This is a genomic window from Kitasatospora sp. NPDC087271 (genome assembly GCF_044744605.1).
Taxonomy (GTDB): Bacteria; Actinomycetota; Actinomycetes; order Streptomycetales; family Streptomycetaceae; genus Kitasatospora.
Map to the genome: position 1 here is coordinate 656,669 of NZ_JBIUYQ010000001.1, position 20,042 is coordinate 676,710.

At 72.3% G+C, this 20,042-nt stretch carries 18 protein-coding genes; 6 read left to right on the forward strand and 12 right to left on the reverse strand.

Features of this window, described 5'->3' with window-relative positions; translation table 11 throughout:
- Positions 1–17 precede the first annotated feature (17 nt).
- From ACIO9K_RS02600 to ACIO9K_RS02610, 3 genes are all read right to left on the reverse strand, one after another.
- Positions 18–1,370, reverse strand: a complete 1,353-nt coding sequence (locus tag ACIO9K_RS02600) for a serine hydrolase domain-containing protein (protein ID WP_400326356.1) — start codon at positions 1,368–1,370, stop codon at positions 18–20.
- A 160-nt stretch (positions 1,371–1,530) separates the two neighbouring features.
- The gene (locus tag ACIO9K_RS02605) at positions 1,531–4,101 is read right to left on the reverse strand and encodes an FtsX-like permease family protein (protein ID WP_363585132.1); all 2,571 of its coding nucleotides are present in this window, start codon (positions 4,099–4,101) and stop codon (positions 1,531–1,533) included.
- A gap of 3 nt (positions 4,102–4,104) precedes the next feature.
- Entirely contained in the window at positions 4,105–4,839 is a 735-nt protein-coding gene (locus ACIO9K_RS02610; RefSeq protein WP_063351478.1) for an ABC transporter ATP-binding protein, read from the reverse strand.
- 298 nt (positions 4,840–5,137) lie between these two features.
- Between ACIO9K_RS02610 and ACIO9K_RS02615 the strand changes: the two genes are divergently transcribed.
- Both ACIO9K_RS02615 and ACIO9K_RS02620 read left to right on the forward strand, forming a co-directional pair.
- Positions 5,138–6,406: a sensor domain-containing protein gene (locus ACIO9K_RS02615; protein ID WP_363585134.1), complete on the forward strand. Its 1,269-nt coding sequence runs from the start codon at positions 5,138–5,140 to the stop codon at positions 6,404–6,406.
- Positions 6,394–7,038 carry a response regulator transcription factor gene (locus ACIO9K_RS02620; RefSeq protein WP_350880992.1) on the forward strand — a complete coding sequence of 215 codons (645 nt, stop codon included), beginning with the start codon at positions 6,394–6,396 and terminating at the stop codon, positions 7,036–7,038. Before ACIO9K_RS02615 ends, ACIO9K_RS02620 begins: the two co-directional genes overlap by 13 nt.
- Positions 7,039–7,124: 86 nt before the next feature.
- Here ACIO9K_RS02620 and ACIO9K_RS02625 read toward each other — a convergent pair whose 3' ends face one another.
- Genes ACIO9K_RS02625 through leuC form a run of 5 tightly spaced genes read right to left on the reverse strand, consistent with a single transcriptional unit; the run spans position 7,125 to position 12,769 of the window.
- The gene (locus tag ACIO9K_RS02625; RefSeq protein WP_363623344.1) at positions 7,125–8,432 is read right to left on the reverse strand and encodes an MFS transporter; all 1,308 of its coding nucleotides are present in this window, start codon (positions 8,430–8,432) and stop codon (positions 7,125–7,127) included.
- Positions 8,429–9,457 carry a TauD/TfdA family dioxygenase gene (locus ACIO9K_RS02630; protein ID WP_363623342.1) on the reverse strand — a complete coding sequence of 343 codons (1,029 nt, stop codon included), beginning with the start codon at positions 9,455–9,457 and terminating at the stop codon, positions 8,429–8,431. The genes ACIO9K_RS02625 and ACIO9K_RS02630 overlap by 4 nt, the downstream gene beginning before the upstream one ends.
- Positions 9,454–10,653: a pyridoxal phosphate-dependent aminotransferase gene (locus ACIO9K_RS02635; RefSeq protein WP_400326363.1), complete on the reverse strand. Its 1,200-nt coding sequence runs from the start codon at positions 10,651–10,653 to the stop codon at positions 9,454–9,456. The genes ACIO9K_RS02630 and ACIO9K_RS02635 overlap by 4 nt, the downstream gene beginning before the upstream one ends.
- The gene (gene leuD / locus ACIO9K_RS02640; protein WP_363585142.1) at positions 10,650–11,333 is read right to left on the reverse strand and encodes a 3-isopropylmalate dehydratase small subunit; all 684 of its coding nucleotides are present in this window, start codon (positions 11,331–11,333) and stop codon (positions 10,650–10,652) included. Before leuD ends, ACIO9K_RS02635 begins: the two co-directional genes overlap by 4 nt.
- 35 nt (positions 11,334–11,368) lie before the next feature.
- Positions 11,369–12,769 (reverse strand): 3-isopropylmalate dehydratase large subunit, encoded by a 1,401-nt coding sequence (gene leuC, locus ACIO9K_RS02645; RefSeq protein WP_363623338.1) that lies wholly within the window; start codon positions 12,767–12,769, stop codon positions 11,369–11,371.
- 329 nt (positions 12,770–13,098) lie between these two features.
- Between leuC and ACIO9K_RS02650 the strand changes: the two genes are divergently transcribed.
- The 4 genes from ACIO9K_RS02650 (at position 13,099) to ACIO9K_RS02665 (ending at position 16,723) form a co-directional block, all read left to right on the forward strand.
- Positions 13,099–13,518 carry a hypothetical protein gene (locus ACIO9K_RS02650; RefSeq protein ID WP_363585146.1) on the forward strand — a complete coding sequence of 140 codons (420 nt, stop codon included), beginning with the start codon at positions 13,099–13,101 and terminating at the stop codon, positions 13,516–13,518.
- Between the two features lie 820 nt (positions 13,519–14,338).
- Positions 14,339–14,863 carry a hypothetical protein gene (locus tag ACIO9K_RS02655; RefSeq protein ID WP_400326368.1) on the forward strand — a complete coding sequence of 175 codons (525 nt, stop codon included), beginning with the start codon at positions 14,339–14,341 and terminating at the stop codon, positions 14,861–14,863.
- 359 nt (positions 14,864–15,222) lie between these two features.
- Positions 15,223–15,786, forward strand: a complete 564-nt coding sequence (locus ACIO9K_RS02660; RefSeq protein ID WP_363585150.1) for a winged helix-turn-helix domain-containing protein — start codon at positions 15,223–15,225, stop codon at positions 15,784–15,786.
- Positions 15,787–16,003: 217 nt separating this feature from the next.
- Positions 16,004–16,723, forward strand: coding sequence for an ATP-binding cassette domain-containing protein (locus ACIO9K_RS02665; protein WP_400326372.1), 720 nt, complete (start codon positions 16,004–16,006; stop codon positions 16,721–16,723).
- A gap of 337 nt (positions 16,724–17,060) precedes the next feature.
- Here ACIO9K_RS02665 and ACIO9K_RS02670 read toward each other — a convergent pair whose 3' ends face one another.
- The 4 genes from ACIO9K_RS02670 to ACIO9K_RS02685 form a co-directional block, all read right to left on the reverse strand.
- Positions 17,061–17,807, reverse strand: a complete 747-nt coding sequence (locus tag ACIO9K_RS02670; protein ID WP_363623330.1) for a hypothetical protein — start codon at positions 17,805–17,807, stop codon at positions 17,061–17,063.
- Entirely contained in the window at positions 17,804–18,457 is a 654-nt protein-coding gene (locus ACIO9K_RS02675) for an RNA polymerase sigma factor (protein ID WP_400326376.1), read from the reverse strand. The genes ACIO9K_RS02670 and ACIO9K_RS02675 overlap by 4 nt, the downstream gene beginning before the upstream one ends.
- A 171-nt stretch (positions 18,458–18,628) precedes the next feature.
- Positions 18,629–19,636: a hypothetical protein gene (locus ACIO9K_RS02680; protein ID WP_400326379.1), complete on the reverse strand. Its 1,008-nt coding sequence runs from the start codon at positions 19,634–19,636 to the stop codon at positions 18,629–18,631.
- Positions 19,633–19,998, reverse strand: a complete 366-nt coding sequence (locus ACIO9K_RS02685; protein ID WP_363585158.1) for a PadR family transcriptional regulator — start codon at positions 19,996–19,998, stop codon at positions 19,633–19,635. Before ACIO9K_RS02685 ends, ACIO9K_RS02680 begins: the two co-directional genes overlap by 4 nt.
- Positions 19,999–20,042: the final 44 nt, after the last annotated feature.

The window sequence follows — 20,042 nt, forward strand, 5'->3', positions numbered from 1 at the left end:
TTCGCTCTCCAGCCTGTTCAGGCGACGCGTCGCAGGACGCGGCCGCCGAACTGCATGTGGTCCGCGCGCCCGGTCTCCGGGTCGAGCAGGAAGCGGCCGAGGTGTTCCACCTCGGGCAGCCGCGGGTGCCGGGCGGCGAAGAAGCGCTCGCCTCGGCCGGTCAGGTCGTACTCCATCCCGTCGTCGTCGACCAGGACGGTGGCGCCGGGGTGCGCGCCGTCCGCCGCGTCGGCGCCGGGGCGGATCCGGTACACGGTCTCGCCGTTGGCCCACTGCCCGACGCGGTCCGACAGGTCCTGCGCGGCGCCGGCGGCGGGGCCCGGCGCGTAGCCGGCGACGTCCACGCCCTCGGCCCGGAGCTGGGCCAGCAGGTCCTGCCAGGCGCCGAGGCCGGCCGCGGAGTCGGCCTGGAGGGCGATCACGGTGCCGCGTTCCGGCTGGATCCGCAGGTGGCAGGTGGCGCCCGCGCCCACGCCGTCGAGGCCGAGCCAGCGGTCGGCGCCGTTGCCGTACCGGGCCCAGCCGTGGCCCCAGCCGTCGGCCAGGCCGAACGGGAGGGTGTCGAAGGGCGGTTCGGCCAGCTCCCGGACGGCCTCCTGGTCGAGCAGGGCTGCGTGCGAGGCGTCGCGGTCGTCCAGGTGGAGCCGGGCGAACGCGACCAGGTCGGTGACGGTTCCGGCGATCGCGGCGGCGGGGGCCAGGTCGCGGGGGATCTCGCCGGCCGCCAGGAAGGCCGGCTCGATGTCCAGCGGCCGGAGCAGGAAGTCCGTCACGGCGTTGCGCCAACTCACCCCGGCGGCGGCCTCGATGACCTTTCCGGCCAGGGCGAACCCGGCGTTGGAGTACGAGAACGCGGTGCCGGGGGCGAACAGCGGGCCGGCCGCGACGGCGGCCCGCAGCCCGCCGTCGCCGGGGCCGTCGCAGACCATCCCGGAGGAGTGGCTGAGCAGGTGACGGGTCGTCAGTCTCAGCTCGGCGAAGGGCGGTTCGGTGAGGTACTCGCCGACCGGCAGGTCCAGGTCGAGGTCGCCGTCGAAGGCCAGCTGCATGGCCAGCGTCGCGGTGAAGAGCTTGGTGAGCGAGGCGAACGGCGCGGCGGGCGCCGGCCCGGGCTCCGCGCCCGCCTCGGCGACGTGGAGTTCGCCGGCGTCGTAGAAGGCGCACCGGAGGGAGCGCACACCGTGTTCGCGCGCGAGCCGTCCGGCCTTTTCACGCCATGACTGTGAATTCACTAAAACCCACCCACCGCATTCACCGGAATCCGAAAAAGGCGCAGCACAACAGCCCCGTTCGGCCGTGTTCCGTCCACGGCTCGTCGGTACGGGGATTACGCAAAAGGGGAATTCGCTCTGGTGAATGCAGGCTAACACCGGGCGGCGGGGCCGGTCAGGGTCGTTAAGCGGCAGCCGAATGACCCTGGTTGCCGCACTGCGAAACGCCGTTCGACCTGCCCGGAAACCCGAAAACGCCGATGGGGTCCGCGGTCGCGGACCCCATCGGCGGGTCGGTGTGGCAATGGTGCGGGCGGAGCTACTCGCGCAGTCCGATGGCCTCCACCGGGCGGGCGCGCAGGGCGAGCTTGGTCGGCACCAGAACGGCCGCCGCGGCCAGGGCCGAGGTCGCCGCCACGATCGCCAGGTAGAGCAGCGGAGGAATGTGCGGAACCAGGGACCCGGTCAGGCCCATGCTCACCGTCATCAACGGCACGATGGGCACCAGACTGCCGACCACCACCGCGATCAGGATCAGCATCAGCGTCTCGGTGCGCATCATCCGCATGACCTGTTCGGGGGTCGCGCCCACCAGCCGCAGCAGCGCGAACTCCCGTGCTCTGGACAGCGTGGTCATCACCAGGGTGTTGGCGACGGCCACCGCGATGTACCCGAAGACCAGGACCAGCGGCAGCGCGCTGCCGAACAGGTTGGCCGTGCCGGCCTTCTCCTGGGCGGCGGACAGGCCGCCCTTGTCCTGGACGTGCACCCCGGGGTAGCGGTCGTTGAGCCCGGTGAGCTCCCCGATCACCTTCTTCTTGTCGGCGCCGTCCTTGGCCCGCACCAGCACCGAGTCGTACATCCGGCGCGAACTGTGCTGGAGCACGGTGTCGTAGGACAGGGTGATGTCGCCGAAGCCCAGGCCGCGCTTGTACACGGCGATCACCTTCGGCTCCAGCGTCTGCCCGTCGGGCATGTGCACCTTGATCTGGCCGCCGACGTTGGCGCCGAGCGTGGCCGAAGCCCCGCTGCTGATCGCCACCGTGTCCGTGGACAGGTTGTCCAGGGAGCCCTCGGAGACGTCCAGGTCGACGACCCGGCTCAGGTTGCCCGGGGTCAGCCCCTGCGCCTTGTAGTCGAAGATCTCCGGCGAGCCGAGCATCTTCGTCGAGGCGAACAGGTCCACCCGCACCGTCCCGGCCGCGGCGTCCACCCCGTCCAGGCCGGCGATGAACTTCGGCGCGGTGACCGGCAGGCCGCCGGACTCGCTGGTCACCGTGTAGTCGGCGACGACGCCCGCCTGGGCCTGCGCCTCGGCCGCACCCGACGTGGTGGTCGGGATGAACAGCTGCACCGAGGCGAAGCCGATCGCCAGGATCAGCGGGCCGATGCCGGCCGCCAGCCGCCGGGCGTTGGCCCGGGTGTTGGCCACGGCCAGGAACCCGAGGGTCCCGAACCGGCGCTGGAACGGCGCGGCCATCAGCCTGGTCGCCTTCGCCACCACCGGCGGAGCCAGCATGAGGATCGCGATCACCATGATCAGGCCGCCGCTGCCGGCCGCGGCCACCGCGAAGATGCTGCCGAAGAACAGCGGCAGCAGCGACGCGCAGAATCCGAGGACGAACAGCAGGATCCCGATGGCCACCCGGGCGCCGCCGATGCCCGGCTGCTCGGTCTGGGCCTCGCTGAGCGCCTCCACCGGCCGGATCGACACCACCCGGCGGGCCACCGCGAACGCCGCCACCTGCGCGGCGATCACGCCGATGCCGACCGCGGCGATCGCCGGGATCGGCCCGTAGGAGAACTCGAAGTCGTCCGGCAGGATGCCGATCGCACCGAGCGCCCCGCGCAGCACCCCGGCGGCCAGCATGCCGGGGAAGCAGCCCAGGATCGAGGCCACCAGCGAGATCACCAGGGCCTCGCCCGAGATCATCTTGTGGATCTGCTTGGGCGTCGCGCCGACCGCGCGCAACAGCGCCAGCTCGCGCCGGCGCTGGTGCACGCTGAGCGCCAGGGTGCTGCCCACCACCATCATGGTGATCAGCACGACGGTGCCGCCGAGCGAGCCCGCCAGCTCCTTCAGGCTGCCCCGGGCCGAGGCGACGTCCGGGTTCTCGACGCTGCTGCGCCCGTCACCGGTGTAGACGTCGATCGCGGAGCCCTTGAGCGCCTTGTCGATCCGGTCGCCGAGCTTGCCGGCGTTGGTGTCCTTGGGCGCCAGCACGCCGATGGCGCTCACCTGGTCGGTGCGGCCGAACAGGGTGCGCGCCTCGTCGTCGGAGAAGAACACCGGCGGGGTGCGCAGCGCCCCGCCGCCGCCCTTGTAGGTGACGATGCCGACGACCTTGTACGAGCTGGCGTCCCGGGTGGAGGCGATCTTGACGCTGTCGCCCACCTTCACCTTGCGGTGGTCGGCGACGGACTTCTCCAGCACCACCTCGCCGGCCCGCTTCGGCTCGTCGCCGTTGCGGTCGTACGGGCCGAGCGCGGCCGCGCCCCAGTTGGTGCCGTTGGACGTCCGGTCGTCGGCGCCCTTGACCAGCTCCTCGCCGTCGTTGGAGACGACCTGCGCGGGGAAGGTGAGCACCGGGACGGCCTTGTCGACGCCCTCGGTCCTGGCGACCTTGTCGACCAGGTCGATCGGGACGCCGACGGCGTCCTTGAGGTCCTTGGACTTGCTCTTCTTGGCCTCGTGGACCGTGAAGTGCTTCTGACCGCCGACCACGACCGCAGCGCCGGAGTAGCGCTGGACCGGCACCCCGTTGCCGATGCCGGACTGCAGGATGATTCCGAAGGCCGTGACGAGCACGGACGCGCCGAACAGGGCGACGAACGCCCCGACGAACCCGGCCTTACGCTCCTTGACGGTCTGTACGACGAGCCTGAACACGTCTCACCACTCCCCCAGCCGGGTCATGCGCTCGGCCACCCGGTCCGGCGTGGGATGCGTCATCTCCTCCGCGTAGCTCCCGTCCGCGAGGAACACCACGCGGTGCGCGTAGGAGGCGGCGATCGGGTCGTGGGTCACCATGATCACCGTCTGTCCGAGGCTGTCCACGACCTCGCGCAGCAGCGTCAGCACCTGCTTGGCGGTGCGGGTGTCCAGCGCGCCGGTCGGCTCGTCCGCGAAGACCACCTCGGGCCGCGCCGCCAGCGCCCGGGCGATGGCCACCCGCTGCTGCTGGCCGCCGGACAGCTCCGAGGGCCGGTGGCTCATCCGGTCGGCGAGACCCACCTGCGTCACGACCTGCTGCAACCACTGGTGGTCCGGCTGGCGGCCGGCCAGCATCAGCGGCAGGGTGATGTTGTCCGCGACGGTCAACGCCGCCATCAGGTTGTACGCCTGGAAGATGAAGCCGACCCGCTCCCGGCGCATGATGGTCAGATCGACCTCGCTGAGCTGCGCCAGCTCGGTACCGCCGAGCACCACCGAGCCGGCGTCCGGGCGGTCCAGCCCGGCGGCGCAGTGCAGGAAGGTGCTCTTGCCCGCCCCGGACGGGCCCATCACCGCGGTGAAGGTGCCCCGGGCGAAGGCGAGGGACAGATCGCGCAGCGCGTGCACGGCCCCGGCGCCCTTGCCGTACGTCTTCCGGACCCCGTCGAGGCGGACGACCCAGTGAGCGTCCAGCGCGGCACTGCCGTCCGGTCGCGGCGGCGCCGCGTACTCCTCCTCCGCGGCCGCGCCCTGGAACTCCTCCGTCCGCGCTCCGCGTCCCTTTCTGCTCACTTCCGGCCTCCACCACTCGCACGCACTACTTGACGTTCACGAAGGTAAGTCCTGGAGCAGGTACGCAACCAGGGCACGAACTGGAGAGTCGATGGTGCAGAAAAGTGCCACCCACCGCCGCATTTGGGACGGTGGTAGGGTGATCGGGATGACGACTCGGAGGGTTTTAGGAGCCGTGCGCGCCCCCAGCATTGCCGAGTTGCGACGCTTACAGCCCGAGCAGTGGGTCCGCCAGACGGTGATCCGTTTCCCTCCGGCCGCGGGCTACGTCCTGCTCTGCCTGATGACCGGACTCGCCGGGCTGCTGCTGTTCTACCTGATCGCCATCATCTTCGCGCTCTGCCTGGTCGGAACGGGCTTCCTGCTGCTGCCCAGGACACTGCGGGTGCTGCGCAGGTACGCCGAGGTCCACCGCCGGTGGGTCGGCCGGCTGCTGGAGACCGAGGTCCGCACGCCCTACCGCGACCTGGAGCCCGGCCGCACCGGCCCCCGCAAGCCCTCCCTGCGCGACCCGGCCGTCCGCAAGGACCTGCTCTGGGTGATCACCCACGGCGTCGTCGGCTCGGCCCTGTGCATCTTCGCCCTGAGCATCTGCGGCAACGCCTTCAACTGGCTGTCCGCACCGGTGTGGTGGAAGCTCGCGTCGGGCGAGCGCAACTCGATCATCCTGATGAACGTCGACTCGTGGCTGAAGTCCTTCGTCGCGGTGTTCATCGGCATCGGCTACGCCGTGGTGGCGATGGCCGCGATGCGCGGGCTGGCCCTCGTGCACGCCCGGATGTCCCGCCGGCTGCTGACCGCCCGCCCCCGGGTCGCGCTCGCGCAGCGGGTCCGCGAACTCTCCGTGACCCGCGCCGAGGCGCTCGACGCGCACGACGCCGAACTCCGCCGGATCGAACGCGACCTGCACGACGGGGCGCAGGCCGGCATCGTCGCCGTCTCGCTGCGCCTCGGCATGATCAAGCGCGCGCTCGGCCAACGGCCCGAGCAGGTCCCGGAGATGGTGGACGCGGCCCAGAACCTCGCCGAGCAGGCGTTGGAGTCGCTGCGCCACCTCGTCCGCGGCATCTACCCGCCGGTGCTCGCCGACCGCGGGCTGACCGACGCCGTCCGGGCGCTCACCGCGCTGTGCGGGGTCCCGACCCGGATAGACATCGACGAGTCGGCCGGCGCGGCGCCCCGCGCGCCCGCCGCCGCCGAGGCCGCGGCCTACTTCGTGATCTCCGAGGCGCTCACCAACATCACGAAGCACAGCGGGGCGCGTAGCGCGCTGGTGTGGCTGCGGATCGCGTCGGACGCCATCTCGATCAGGGTCGAGGACGACGGCAAGGGCGGCGCCACCGAGGGCACGGGGAGCGGGATCCTCGGACTCCGGCGCCGGGTCGCCGCCTTCGACGGCACCACCGACCTGTTCAGCCCGCCCGGGGGCCCGACCGTACTGAAGGTGGAGATTCCATGCGGATCCTGATCGCCGAGGACAACGCCCTGCTCCGTGAGGGGCTGGTCCTGTTACTGAACAGCGAGGGGCACGAGGTGTGCGCCACCGTGGACAACGGGGACGACCTGCTGCCCGCGCTGCTCGCACACCGCCCGGACGTCGCCGTGGTGGACGTCCGGCTGCCGCCGACGTTCCGGGACGAGGGCCTGCGCGCCGTCGTCGAGGCCCGCAAGCAACTGCCCAACCTGCCCGTCCTGGTGCTCTCGCAGTACGTCGAACGGGCGTACGCGACGGAGCTGCTGGCGCAGAGCGCCTCCGGGGTCGGCTACCTGCTGAAGGACCGGGTGGGGCGCGCCGAGGAGTTCCTGCTCGCGCTGGAGCGGGTCGCCGACGGCGGCACCGCGATGGACCCGGAGGTCATCTCGCAGCTGATGGTCCGCCGGGCCGGCGACGACCCGCTGTCCTCGCTGACCCAGCGCGAGCGCGAGGTCCTGGCGCTGATGGCGGAGGGCCGCAACAACGGCACCATCGCCGAGATGCTGTTCATCGCGGAGAGTTCGGTGAACAAGCACATCGGCAACATCTTCGCCAAGCTGAACATGCCCACGCCGGACAGCGGCCACCGCCGGGTGCTCGCCGTGCTCACCTACCTGCGGGCCTGAACGGCCGAAGGACGACACGCGGAGAGGGGCGGCGCCGGTCGGGCGCCGCCCCTCTCCGCTTCCCCTCCTCAACTCCCGGACGGTTGCTACCGGTTGTCGGGCAGGGCGGGGAAGGCGCGGACCGCGGGGGTGACGGCCACGCCGAGTGCGATCAGCAGGAACGCCGCCGCACAGCTCAGCACGGTGGGCACGGCGTGCACGGTCTCCAGCAGCAGCCCGCACAGCAGCGGGCCGAGCGCCGCGCCCGCGCCCATCGAGACCCCGATCAGACCGGCCAGCCGGCCGCGCATCTCATCGGGAGTGACCATCATCTGATGACCCGCCACCAAAGCGGTGGCGGTGGGCGCGAGGAACGCGGCGGCCCCCAGCACCAGCCCGGCCGGCCAGCCGGTCGGCACCACCGCGAGCAGCGGCACCAGCACCGCGGAGGCCCAGGTCAGCACCATGAGCGCCGTGAACGGCGAGAGCGAGCGGCGCAGCCGCCCGGCCGCCAGCGCACCCGACACGCCGCCCGCGCCGACCAGGGCGCCGATGGCGCCGACCTCGGCACCGGACCGCCCGTCCTGCTGGGCCATCACCACCACGGCGATCAGCAGGCCGCTGAACACCAGATTGAAGGCGGTGCCGAACAGCACGGTGGCCCGCACCGCCGGGTTGCCGCGCAGCCAGCGCAGCCCCGACGCCATCGCCTGCAACGCGCTCTCGGCCCGGTCCGCGCCCCCGCCCTCGCCCTTGTCCTCCGGCGACGACGCCGGTGCGGGTGCCGGCGCCGGCGCCGGCAGCCGCAGGAACAGCAGCGTGACGAAGGCGATCGCCGAGGTCACCGCCTGGGCGACGAACGGCAGCAACCGCTGGACGCCGTACAGGAATCCGCCGATCCCCGGACCCACGATGGTCGCGAGGTAGTAGCGGGCGGTGTTGCGGGTGACGGCGTCGGCGAGTTGCGAGGACGGCACGACGCTCGGCAGCAGCGCCTGGTCGGCGGTGCCGAACAGCGAGGTGCACACCCCTTCGACCACCGCCACCACCACGATGGCCGCCAGCGGCGCGTGCCCGATCGCCACCAGCAGCGCGAGCAGGCCCAGCGCCACGGCCCGCCCGAACTCCGAGACCAGCATCAGCGTCTTGCGGCTGACCCGGTCCGCCAGCGCCCCCGAGGGAAGCGCCGAGAGCGCCCTCGACCCGGCGATCGCGAACTCGGCCAGCGAGGCCTCGAAGGCGGAGCCGCCGAGCCCGAGCACCAGCAGCGGGTACGCGATCAGCGTGCCCTGCGCCCCCAGCTGGGAGACCATGTTCGCGGTCCACAGCACGTTGTACTCGCGGTTGCGGGACAGCGGCGGCGGGCCCGGCTCGGCCGCCACGGCGGCATCGGCCGTCGTACTGCCCGAGGTCACTGCGGCGGGGTCGGCAGCGCCACCGCGGGCGCCGACGTCCGCTCCACCGGGCGGAGTTCGGACCACGCGTGCGCCCCGGCCATGCTGACGAACAGGTCGCGCGGCGGCACGAAGGGGGCCCGCCCGTGCGCCACGCTGATGTTGTCCACGATCAGGACCTCACCGGTGTGCACGTTGACGTCGATCTGCTGCGCCCGGTAGGCGGCCTGGAGCTGCCGGACGACCTCGTCCGGGATCTCGCTGCCGTCCGCGTAGAAGGTGTTGGTGGGCATCCCCCACGGGCCGTACTCCTCCAGCAGGAAGTCGGCGACGTCCTCGCGCAGGGTGCGGGCGTGGAAGAAGGTCAGGTGGTTGAACCAGGAGCGGACGCCGGTCTCCGGGTGGGTGGAGACGGCCCAGCGGAGCTGACGGGTCCTCAGGTGGTTGCGCTCCAGCCACTCCAGCTCGATGCTGTTGGCGTCGCAGTAGGCCTTGACCTCGTCCGGGTCGCTGGTGCCGAACGCCTCCTGCCAGGAGAGGCCCAGGCCGGGGCGGAAGTTGCGGACGAGCAGGTAGCCCTCGCGCTCGAACCGCTCGGCGGTCTCCCTGGGCAGCCCGGCGTGCAGGGCGCGGCAGTCGGCCAGCAGGCTGGCGCCGCCGTCGGGCGACTCCTGGCGGCAGAAGAAGAACAGGTAGCGCGGGACGTTCAGGTTGTACGACTGCTCGGTGTGGAGGAAGATCTCCTCGGTCGCCGGGTGGTCGGTGGCCGTGAACACCCCGGGGTGCAGCTCGGTGCGCGGCGAGGAGCGCTCGGTGTAGTCGAGCGGCCGGCCGACGACGGCGTTGACGAAGGTGTCCAGCTCCGGCCACTCCTGCCAGTCGAAGCCGCTGAGCACGACCGCGCCGTGCTCGGTGATCCGCTGGCGGATGAACTCCCCCTGCTCCTTGCCGAGGTCGACCAGCCGGTTGCCCGCGGTCTCGGCGGTGATCCCGAGGACCAGTCCGTCGTGCCGCGCTTCGGTCGAGATGCTGATGGCGGTTGTCACGGAGTGACTCCCTTCTGCGGGCTGCGGGCGCGAAGCCGCTCGGCAGCGGTGTCGAGGGTCTGGAGTGGACGGTTGAAGGCGATCCGGACGTAGCGCTCGCCATCGGCCGGATCGACGAAGAACGAGGTGCCCGGCGCCACCAGCACACCGGTCTCGGCGAGCAGCGTGCGGACGAAGCGCGGGCTGGGCTCGTCGGTCAGTCCGTCGATCCGGGCCAGCACGTAGCAGCCGCCGGCCGGGGGCGTGAAGTCGAATCCGGCGTCCCGCAGCAGGGTCACCGTCCGGTCGCGCCGCTCGCGCATCCCCGCCGCGTGGTCCCAGCGCTCCGGCAGCAGCAGGTCCGCGTTGGCCGCGGCGTGCTGGAGCGCGGCCGCCGCGCCGCCGGTGGTGGCCACGTGCACCTTGCGCAGCAGGGCGGTGAGCTCCGGCGCCGCGCGCAGGAAGCCGAGCCGCCAGCCGCTGATCGCATGGCTCTTGGAGAGGCTGCCGACCACCACGGAGCGGTCTGCCAGGCCCTCGATCTCGGCGACCGAGCGGTAGCCGGCCGACTCGTAGACGTACCCGGCGTACACCTCGTCCGAGATCACCACGGCGCCCCAGCGCCGGCACAGCTCGGCGAGCAGGTCGAGGGTGCCGCGCTCCAGGACGACGCCGGTCGGGTTGGCCGGGCTGTTCACGATGACGGCGCGGGTGCGCGGTCCGAAGGCCGCGGCCAGCTCGTCCGGGTCGACGCTCCAGTCGGGCTCCCGCAGCCGGACCGGGCGCGGGCGGGCGCCGGTGAGGGCGATGGCGCTGAGGAAGTTCTCGTAGAAGGGCTCGAACACGATCACCTCGTCGCCGGGGTCGACGAGCGAGAGCAGGGCGACGGCCAGCCCCTCGCTGCCGCCGACGGTGACGGTGATCTCGGAGCCCGGGTCCGGGGCGCCGGGCAGGGCCGCGGCGATCCGCTCGCGCAGCAGCGCCAACCCGGCCGGATCCTGGTACTGGTGGACGCCGGCGCGCAGCGCGGCGACCGCCGCCTCGACCAGCCCGGGCGGCGTGTCGGGGTAGGCCGGGGTGCCCACCGCCAGGTTCACGGTGTTCGGGGGCAGCCCCTCCAGCAGCAGCGCGGCCAGCCCCCCGCCGGGCAGCCCGGCCACCCGCTCGGCGCCCAGGGCGCGGCGGGCCGGGGTGTCATGGTGCGTGGTGGCGCTCATCGGCTCACTCCCGCGGCGTCGGTCCGGAGCCGCTGTTCGGTCTGGAGCGGCGCTTCGCCCCGGAGCCGCTGTTCGGCCCGGTCGAAGGCGCCGCGCGGGATCTCGGGCAGCCAGGACGGGCGGCCCGCCTCGTACGCCTCGATGTCCCCGCTCCTGAGCAGGGTCTCCGCGATCACGTCCTGCCCTTCGAGCAGCCGGGCCCGGGCCCGCGCGTCGACCGTGAACGGGTGCTCGCCGCCCGGCCGGCGCAGCAGGCCGGCCCGCAGGTCCACGGTGAGCCGCAGGCCCTCGGCGGACTCCGCGAGGTCCATCAGCTCCTCGACCACGGGGGTCGGCAGGTCGACCGGGACGAGGCCGTTGTTGAGGGCGTTGCGGCGGAAGATGTCGCCGAAGCCGGTGGCGACGACGGCGCGGAACCCCCAGTCGCGCAGCGCCCAGACGGCGTGCTCGCGGGAGCTGCCGATGCCGAAGTCCCGGCCGGCCAGCAGGACCGTCGCGCCCGCGTGGCGCGGCTGCTCCAGGACGAAGCCGTCCTCGGCGCGCCAGCGGGCGAACAGCGCGTCCTCGTAGCCGCTCTTGGTGACCCGCTTGCAGTACTCCGCGGGCAGGATCTGGTCGGTGTCGACGTCGTCGCGGCGCAGGGCGACCGCGCGACCGTGGTGTTCGACGAAGGGTTCCATACTCAGCTGTCCTCTCTCCGGCCGGGCCGGCGCTGTCAGGCCAGGTCGGCCGGGGCCGCGAGCCGCCCGGCCACCGCCGTCGCGGCGGCGACCGCGGGCGACACCAGGTGGGTGCGGGCCCGCGCCCCTTGGCGGCCTTCGAAGTTACGGTTCGAGGTGGAGGCGCAGCGCTCGACACCCTCGAGACGGTCGGTGTTCATCCCCAGGCACATCGAGCAACCGGGCAGCCGCCACTCGGCGCCGGCGGCCAGGAAGACCTCGTGCAGCCCCTCCGCCTCGGCCTCGGCCCGCACCTGCATCGAGCCGGGGACGACCAGCATCCGGGTGCCGCCGGCGACGGTGCGCCCGCGCAACACCCCGGCCGCGGAGCGGAGGTCCTCGATCCGGCCGTTGGTGCAGGAGCCGACGAAGACGACGTCGATCGCGAGGTCCCGCATCGAGGTCCCGGGCCGCAGGCCCATGTAGGCCAGCGCCTTCTGCGCCGAGGCGCGTTCGAGCGGGTCGGTGAAGGTCTGCGGGTCGGGCACGGCGGCGGCGAGCGGCACGGTCTGCGCGGGGTTGGTGCCCCAGGTGACGAGCGGGGTGAGCCCGCCCACGTCGAGCACGACCGTCCGGTCGAACACGGCGCCGGGGTCGGTGGCCAGGGTGGACCAGTCGGCGACGGCGGCGTCCCAGTCCGCCCCGGCGGGGGCGTGCGGACGGCCGCGCAGGTACTCCAGGGTGGTCTCGTCGGGTGCGACGATCCCGGCCCGGGCGCCGGCCTCGATGCTCATGTTGCAGAGCGTCATCCGGGCCTCCATGGAGAGCCCGCGCACCGCGTCGCCCCGGTACTCGATGAGGTGGCCCTGCGCCCCGTTGGCCCCGATCCGGGCGATCAGCGCGAGGATCATCTCCTTCGCCCCGACCTCCGGGGGGAGTTGGCCGGTGAACTCGACGGCCAGGGTGCGCGGCCGGCCGATCTCCAGGCACTGGGTGGCCAGGACGTGCTCCACGTCGCTGGTGCCGATGCCGAAGGCGAGCGCGCCGAACGCGCCGTGCGTGGCGGTGTGGCTGTCCCCGCAGACGATCGTCATGCCGGGCTGCACCAGGCCGAGTTCGGGTCCGACGACGTGCACGATCCCCTGCCGCCGGTGGCCGACCGAGTAGAGCTCGACGCCCTGTTCGGCGCAGTTGCGGCGCAGCGTGTCCAGCTGGACCAGGCTGACCGGGTCGAGCACCGCGGTCGCCGTGGTGGCGACGTTGTGGTCCTCCAGCGCCAGGGTCAGCCCCGGCCGCCGGACGCCGCGGCCGGCCAGCCGCAGCCCGTCGAAGGCCTGCGGGGAGGTGGCCTCGTGGGTGAGGTGGAGGTCGATGTAGAGGAGGTCCGGTCCGCCGGGCCGGGACGCCACGACGTGGCGCTCCCACAGCTTCTCCGCGAGTGTCCGTGCTGGGCCCATCGTCGTCCCTCTCTCCCCTGCGCTGTCCGTGCGCCACGGCCCTGGGGCGGAACCCCGGCCACCGCATGCCGTCCCGGCCGTACGGACCTCAGCCTCCATGGCGCCACCCACCGCCCACCACGTCTTTAAGCCGGTGCGAAAACGCCCAGCACAGGCGATCACGTGCACGAAGAAAGGTGCAGAGAACTGCACCTCGGATCGGAAGTAAGCCCCCATGAAATCGGCGGCGCCCGGGTTCAGGATGGAGTCATCGAAGGCGGAACCAACGCCGGGACGACGGGCAGAAGATCATCGGATCCCACGGGACCCAGGGAGGAAGCATGTACCCGATGCGCAGGAGCCACGGGGCCGAACCCGGACGCCGGCGGAGCAGGACGGTCGTGCTGACCCTGGCCGCCGTCCTCCTGGTCGGCGCCGGAACATCCGCCTGCCAGGTCAGTACCAAGGCCGCCGACCGGATCGAGCTGTGCGCGAAGATCTTCGGCAAGACCTTCACCGATCCGTTCCCGGACAACGTGGAGGAGGCCCGCAAGAAGATGCGCGACCGGGCCGACGAGCTCGACGGGCTGGCCAAGCAGGCCGGGGACGACAAGCTCCGCAATGCGATCCAGTCGACCGCCGACAAGATGCGCAACGCCGACATCCGCGAGAAGGGTGCGGTGCGCACCGTGGTCGGTTACATCGGTGAGCAGAACGACCGCATCAAGGAACTGCGCCAGACCTGCCTCGACCACCACGACTACCCGTGATGACTGGGCTTCCGAACCAGCGTCACCGTTGAGCCTCCCGGAGCGCGCACGGTGACCACAGACCGGAATCGGTGAACAGGGCACTAACAGTTCCCCCACCGATTCCCTTGGCCGGGCCCCTCGTTGGGTCCCCCGTCTTCCGGGGGGCCCGGCCGTAAATCTCCCCGTACCAATACAAGCCAGGAGCAGTCATGCCCGATTCGACCGGCTGGAAGCCCACTAAGGAACGCCCGATGTGGCCCTGGGTCGTCCTCGCGGTGGTCGCCGTTGGCGTTCTGATCAACGTGCTTATCACGATCTGACGAGCAGATCGAATCCGCGCCTGAGGAACTTCCGCGCTCTTGGCAGGTAGGCCGAGAGCGCGGACCCACGTCCGGCGCGACTCCGGCCCCAACAGACCCCTCTCTCCCCAACCGCCCCACGGGTCACACGACCCCTCAGGGGGCGGTCGAACCGAGTCGAGTCCGCTATCCGGATCAGGTGCAGAGAACTGCACCTTCGAACTGGCGAAGACTCGACTGTCACCCCCCTAAAGCGCCACGTAGCGTAGTCGGTACGGGAACGGGCATGGCCATGTCGAAGATGCGGTCACGCACGATCGACCATCCACCTCACCGTGGATCCCGGCTCCCGACCCGCCTACATCAACGGCATTCATGGGGGACTCGTGCCACGTCTGCACTTCACGTCGGCAAGCCTGTTGAGAACGCGTATCATGCCGACCCCGGACTGGGTCAGCGAATCACTCTTCGCCCTGGACCTGCTCTCTTCCCGGCACCGCCAGGCGAAACGCCGGCTCCGATGGCATAAGACCCGCCCCGTGGGGCCGGCCCGCCGGCTGGGTCCCACCCACCGGCTCGGGTCCACCCAGCGGCTCGTCGAACTCGCCCGGACCATCCGCCCGTTCCCCGACATGGACATCATGGTCCGGCGCGCCCGGCACTCCGGGAACGGCGCCGACCTGCGCCTGCTCCGGGACCTGGAGTCCTTCTACCGCATCATGGTCGCCCCGCACTGGGACGTGATCTCCCTCACCGTCCAGAGCGACCGGAAGAAGCGACTGGAAATCCTCCAGGACTGCGGCGCGCGCGGCCTGCTGAGCACCCTTCACCCGACCGTCCGGCTCTCCACCTGCTCGCTGGAGATACCCGGACAGAACGAGGACGTGCAACTGGAGGAGGTCGGGCTGACCATTGCGCCGTCCTACTTCCTGGCACCCGATTCCCCGGTCCTGGTGGACGACCACACCATTGCCGACGGACCGACGCTCTTCTACCCCATTCTCCCCGACGGACCGAACTGTGCGACCGAGGGCGTGATCGAAGCGGCAGCGATGCCGGCCTGAGACCGATGACCTCCGATCGCGACAGCATCGGAACTTCAAGGGGGAAAACAGCAATGCGACGCATATTCTTCAGTCCGGCGAGCCTGGCCAAAGTATCGTCGGCCGCTCATCTGGATCCGATGCGAGAGGCGCTGTGCGCCCTCGAAACCTTCGCGACGGGCGGCGGAGGCCCCGTCTTCCATTCCTGGCGACGACGGGTCGCGGGTGAGCGGGACGGCCGGGCGCTGGCCGAACTCGCCCGCACCGTACGGCCTTTCCCGGATCTCTACAGAATTCTCGAAAACTCCTCCGCGGCCGGATCCGGGAACGAATTCCGACCGCGGGTTCTGCGCGATCTGGAGACATTCCACCGGATCGCCGTGGAGCCCTACTGGAGCCAGGTGTCGACCCTGCTCGAAGTCGACCGGAACGCCCGGGCCCAGATCATGATGAGCGGCGGCGTCGACCAGTTGCTCAGCACCCTGCACCCGGCGATCCGCTGGCGTCCCCCGGTGCTGGAGGTCCCCGGGACGGGGCACGACATCAAACTGGAGTCGACCGGCCTGGAGATAGCGCCGTCGCTGTTCCTGTTCTCCCGGTCGCCGATCCTGGTCGAACAGCAGGGCGACCGGCCCCTGCTGCTGCTCTACCCGATCCCCGTCCCGCGCGACCGGGAGAACCTGTGGGACCCGGCGCCCGACGGCGACCAGGCCCTGGGGGCCCTGCTGGGGCGCACCCGGGCGGCCGTCCTCCAGGTGTTGACGACCACCTGCACCACCACCGAGGTCGGCGAGCTGGTGGGCATCTCCACCGCCGCCGCGAGCCAGCACACCGCCGTCCTGCGGGCGGCCGGACTTATCACCACCCTGCGCTCGCTCAACAAAGTGCACCACACCCTGACCCCCCTGGGCGGGGCTCTTCTTCGTGGGGATCCACTGGTCTGACAATTCGCCCTATACCGACGATTCCCGAAGTAACGAACCCGCAACACGCCCCGAGGAGCGATCTCGATCTGACACGGATGGTCTAGGAAAGTGCACCATACATACGGATGCGGGCAGCATGGCCTAAACCCATTACGAGCGAGTAGGTTCTGGGCATGCAAGCACGATGCCTTGTCGCCGCACGCATCATTTACGGAAGCCTGGGAGCGGATTCATGATGGGAGGTGGACCAGCTGAGCGGGAAGCCGCCCCAGACTGTGCCGTCACGCTGGAAAACGTGTCGAAAATCCACCCGGGCACGAACGGTCCCACAGCGGTCCTGCGCGAGTTCTCACTCGGCGTACGAAAAGGCCGCTTCTGTGCCGTCATGGGAGACGAACGCGCCAGCACCACGGCACTCCTGGAGTGCATGGCCGGCGTCACCACCCCGTCCACCGGAACGGTCCACTGGGCCGACGGTGAACGGGGTTCCGTCGGCGCGCTCTGGGGCCAACACGAGCCCGTCCACCCGAATGTGACGGTTCGTGAATTCGTCGATCCGGGCGTTTCCGCACTCGGCCGCCGCCAGGCCTGGCAGATCAGTCGGATCACCCGACTGTGGCGCTGGCGGCGGCCGCTCCGGAGGCTGGGCCGGGTCCAGCAGCACAACGCCATGCTGGCCCGGCTGCTGGCCGGTTCCCCGCGCCTGCTGCTGGTCGACACCCCCGGCCACGACGACTCGCCCGAACTCGCCCGCGCCATCGGCGCCTCACTCCGCCGCGCGGTCCGCGCCCTCGACCTCACGGCGGTCCTCGTCACCACCGACCCGGAAGCCGCCGCGTGCGCGGACAGCGTCGTCTTCCTCCACCACGGCCGCCTCGCCGACGCCCTCGGACCCTCCACCCCCGCCGAGATCGCCGACTGCCTCCAGCACCTCCGAAGAGGCTCGACCACCTGATCCGCCCCGCCTTCCCCGGCGCCCCTCTCCCAGGGCGCCCCCGGCGCCCCTTCCCCGGCGCCCCTCGCCCTCCCCGGCGCCCCCCGGTCAAGCGGTGCACAGCGCTTGCCCAGCCGCGGCCCCCGCGCCCCGTGCGTCCTCCGGCGCACCGCGCCGGCGCATCCCGGACCGCAGCCCCGCACCCGCCGGCCCGTCCGGCGACACCCCCCGGCAGGCCCCGGGCGGACACCCCTGCCATCGCCTGCCTCGGCCTGCCTCCGCCTGCTACCGCTGCCGCCGCGCACCCGTCGGTCGTCAGCCGCCGGTCGTCAGCCGTCAGCCGTCAGCCGTCAGCCGCTCAGTGCGGCGGGGTCGGGATCAGACTCGCCAGGGGGTTGAAGTAGACCTTGGACGGCATGCAGGCCGGGCCCGGGCTCCGCATGAGGCCGGTGTGCATCTCGCGCGAGCTGTGGGCGGGGTCGGTCCCGGCGAAGGGCAGGTAGATGAAGAGCTTGAGACCGGCCGGGACGGCGCGGGGGCGGACGGTGAGGACGAGCGGGCCGGCGCCCTCCGTATGCATGTCCCAACTGTCCTGGCCCTCCTGGTTGTCCGGGGTCTCCGGCTCGGGGGCGCGGCAACCGGGCTGGCCGGCGTAGACCCGGGCGGGGATCCCGAACCGGTCCAGGTCGCGCTGCAGTTGGTCCGGGTCCACCGGCTTGTACTGCTCCAGGATGGTGAGTTTGACGAGGTCGTCACCGCCTTCGAGGGTGTACGCGGCGTTGTCGACGCGGCCCAGCGCGTGGCCGGTGCCGTCGGCCGGGTGCTGGGCGGCCTGGTGCCGGGCGTCCGGGGCGGGGCGGCCGGGGCCCGTGGCGAGGAGGGCGCCGACCAGGGCGGCGGCCAGGCCCGCCGGGAGGGCCAGGCGCAGCGCCAGGCTGCGCCGCCGGGCCGTGCGCCGGGAGTTGTCGGTGACGGTGTCCATCAGGTGTTCCTTCAGCAGGAGGTGGCGGCCCGGGGGGAGCTCCGGGGCCGCCGGGGCCGGCAGCAGCCGGACCAGTTCCTCCCGCTCGGTCTGCTCGGACCGGTCCCGGGGGGTGGCGTTCATCGGGTCGTCTCCTTGTACGGCCGGACCGCGAGGTCGCGGTCACCTGCTACCTGTCCGCCGGCGCCCGGGCGTTGCCCACCTCTTCCCGAGCGCTCGGACCGTGACGCGGCGAGCTCCTTCGCCGTCAACTCCCGCAGCCGGGCCCGGGCCCGCGACAACCGCGAGCGGATCGTCCCCACCGGCCGGCCCAGTGCCTCGGCGACGGCCGCGTGGTCCAGGCCCTCCCACACGCACAGCGCGAACACCTCGCGCTCCGCCGGCCGCAGCCCTTCCAGCGCGGCCTTCGCGGCGGCCAGCTCCTCGGCGTCGGCGATCCGACCCGCCAGCTCCCCGGCGAAGTCCGGCATCGCCTCGCGCGGCGGCAGCTTGGCCAGCGCCCGCTGGTGGCGCCGCGCGGCCCGACGGGTGTTGCGGATGACGTTGCCCGCGATCCCCAGCAGCCACGGCCGCAGGCTCTCCCCCTCGGGATCGACCCGCGCGCGCAGCCGCCACGCCTCCAGGAACGTCAGCGAGACCACGTCCTCGGCGACGGCCCAGTCCCCGGTCATCCGCACGGCGTGCCGGTACACCGCCTGGGCGTGGTCCTCGAAGACCAGCCCGAACGCCGCCGCGTCCCCAGCGCGCACCCGGGCGCGTATCGAATTCTCCACACCAGCTCCTGTCCCGCCGCCGCCACCCGTTGCCGTGATCCACGCCACACCGCGCCGGGCCGCCCCGCCATCGACGAAGGATCCCCGAGCCCCTTCCGGAAGAAGGGACTCGGGGATCCTCGGACCGGCCGGCCCGACACCGGCGGTCGGTTCGGGGCGCCGCCCCCGCGGTCAGGCCGGCTCGACCGGCTCCGGTTTCCGGGAGGCGGCCAGGGTGCGGCCGAACGCGGCGAGGGCGGCGGCGACGGCCAGCAGGCCGACCACGACCGCGAGGTTGCGCCCGAGGTCGGCGAGGTCGCGCGGCAGCGCCAAGTAGTAGGGCGCGGGGAGCATGACCGCCCAGGGGAGGGCGGCCAGCGCCACGCCGACGGCGCGCGGCCGGTCGGGCCGGCGGGCGGCGAAGTGGACGAAGAAGGCGGTCGCCATCACCACGGCGGGCCAGGCCGACGACGCGTCGAGCAGCATCTGGGTGCTGCGCGGGAAGATGACCTCGGAGTAGTCGTCCAGGTCGCGCCAGGGCCAGGCGAGGACGAGCGCGCTCATCGGCAGCGCGATGACGGCCGCCGCGACGACCGTCCCGACCCGGGCGCGGACGCGCTGGTCGACGCCGTCGGGCGGGGCGATGAGCAGCGGCACCCCGAGCAGGAGCCAGAGGGGCAGCTGGTGGAGGGACAGGAAGAGCACCCCGGCCGGGTGGACGGCGTAGCCGACCGCGGCGCCGATCCGGGCGAGGACGCCGACCAGCACCAGGAGGCGGGCGGCGCCCCAGTGCCCGAGGCCGGCGCCGAGCAGCGCGAGGACCCAGGGGGCTGCCTGCACCGCGCCCACCGCGGTCGCGGCCGTGGTGTGCAGGCCCATCAGCTCGAAGCGCGTGTCCGCGACGAAGAAGGTCATCACCAGCTGGACGAAGGCCAGCGCCGCCCCGCCGGCCAGCAGGTACGGCGCGGCGCCGGCGAGCGCCCGGCCCGCGGGGTCTCCGGAGCTGAGCCGGGTCCGCAGCCGGGCGGCGTGCGCGGCCAGGGTGACCCACTCGCGCAGCACGGTGCGCCGGTCGGCGCCCTCGACGGACTCGGCGAAGACGGCGGCGATCTCCTCGCCGTGCGAGGCCCGGTAGGCGGCGGGGTAGATGCCGATCAGCGGGAGCCTGCCGGGCAGCGCCCCGGCCTGCTGCGCGGTCATGCCGCACCGCCGCTCAGCCGGAGCGCCCCGAGACGCGGCCCCCGCCCGAGCGCGAGCCTGCGCTCGGCCTCGACGACTCCGGCCCGCAGCCGTTCCGTCTCCGCGCCCAGGACATCCCGGCCGTCCTCGGTGAGGGCGAAGGTGCGCCGCATCCGGCCGCCGACGACCTCCTCGTGGTCGATCCGGATCAGCCCCTGCTGGAGGAGCCGGTCCAGCGCGGTGTAGAGGGTGCCGGTGAGCAGCTTGGTCCGGCCGTCGGAGATGGCCAGGACTTCCTGGACGATCGCGTAGCCGTGCCGCGGGGCATCGGCGAGCGCGGTGAGCACGAGCCGGGTCGGCTCCTGTAGTTGACGGTTAGCCATGGCCGTGAGCATAGATCAATGGCAAACATATGTCGATGATTTAG

Excerpts from the sequence above, each read along its gene's own strand:
- ACIO9K_RS02650 (WP_363585146.1), top strand. The coding sequence starts at position 13,099 with ATGCGCAGGAGCCACGGGGCCGAACCCGGACGCCGGCGGAGCAGGACG.
- ACIO9K_RS02665 (WP_400326372.1), top strand. The coding sequence starts at position 16,004 with ATGGGAGGTGGACCAGCTGAGCGGGAAGCCGCCCCAGACTGTGCCGTC.
- leuD (WP_363585142.1), bottom strand. The coding sequence starts at position 11,333 with ATGGAACCCTTCGTCGAACACCACGGTCGCGCGGTCGCCCTGCGCCGC.
- ACIO9K_RS02620 (WP_350880992.1), top strand. The coding sequence starts at position 6,394 with ATGCGGATCCTGATCGCCGAGGACAACGCCCTGCTCCGTGAGGGGCTG.
- leuC (WP_363623338.1), bottom strand. The coding sequence starts at position 12,769 with ATGGGCCCAGCACGGACACTCGCGGAGAAGCTGTGGGAGCGCCACGTC.
- ACIO9K_RS02680 (WP_400326379.1), bottom strand. The coding sequence starts at position 19,636 with ATGACCGCGCAGCAGGCCGGGGCGCTGCCCGGCAGGCTCCCGCTGATC.
- ACIO9K_RS02635 (WP_400326363.1), bottom strand. The coding sequence starts at position 10,653 with ATGAGCGCCACCACGCACCATGACACCCCGGCCCGCCGCGCCCTGGGC.
- ACIO9K_RS02685 (WP_363585158.1), bottom strand. The coding sequence starts at position 19,998 with ATGGCTAACCGTCAACTACAGGAGCCGACCCGGCTCGTGCTCACCGCG.
- ACIO9K_RS02670 (WP_363623330.1), bottom strand. The coding sequence starts at position 17,807 with ATGAACGCCACCCCCCGGGACCGGTCCGAGCAGACCGAGCGGGAGGAA.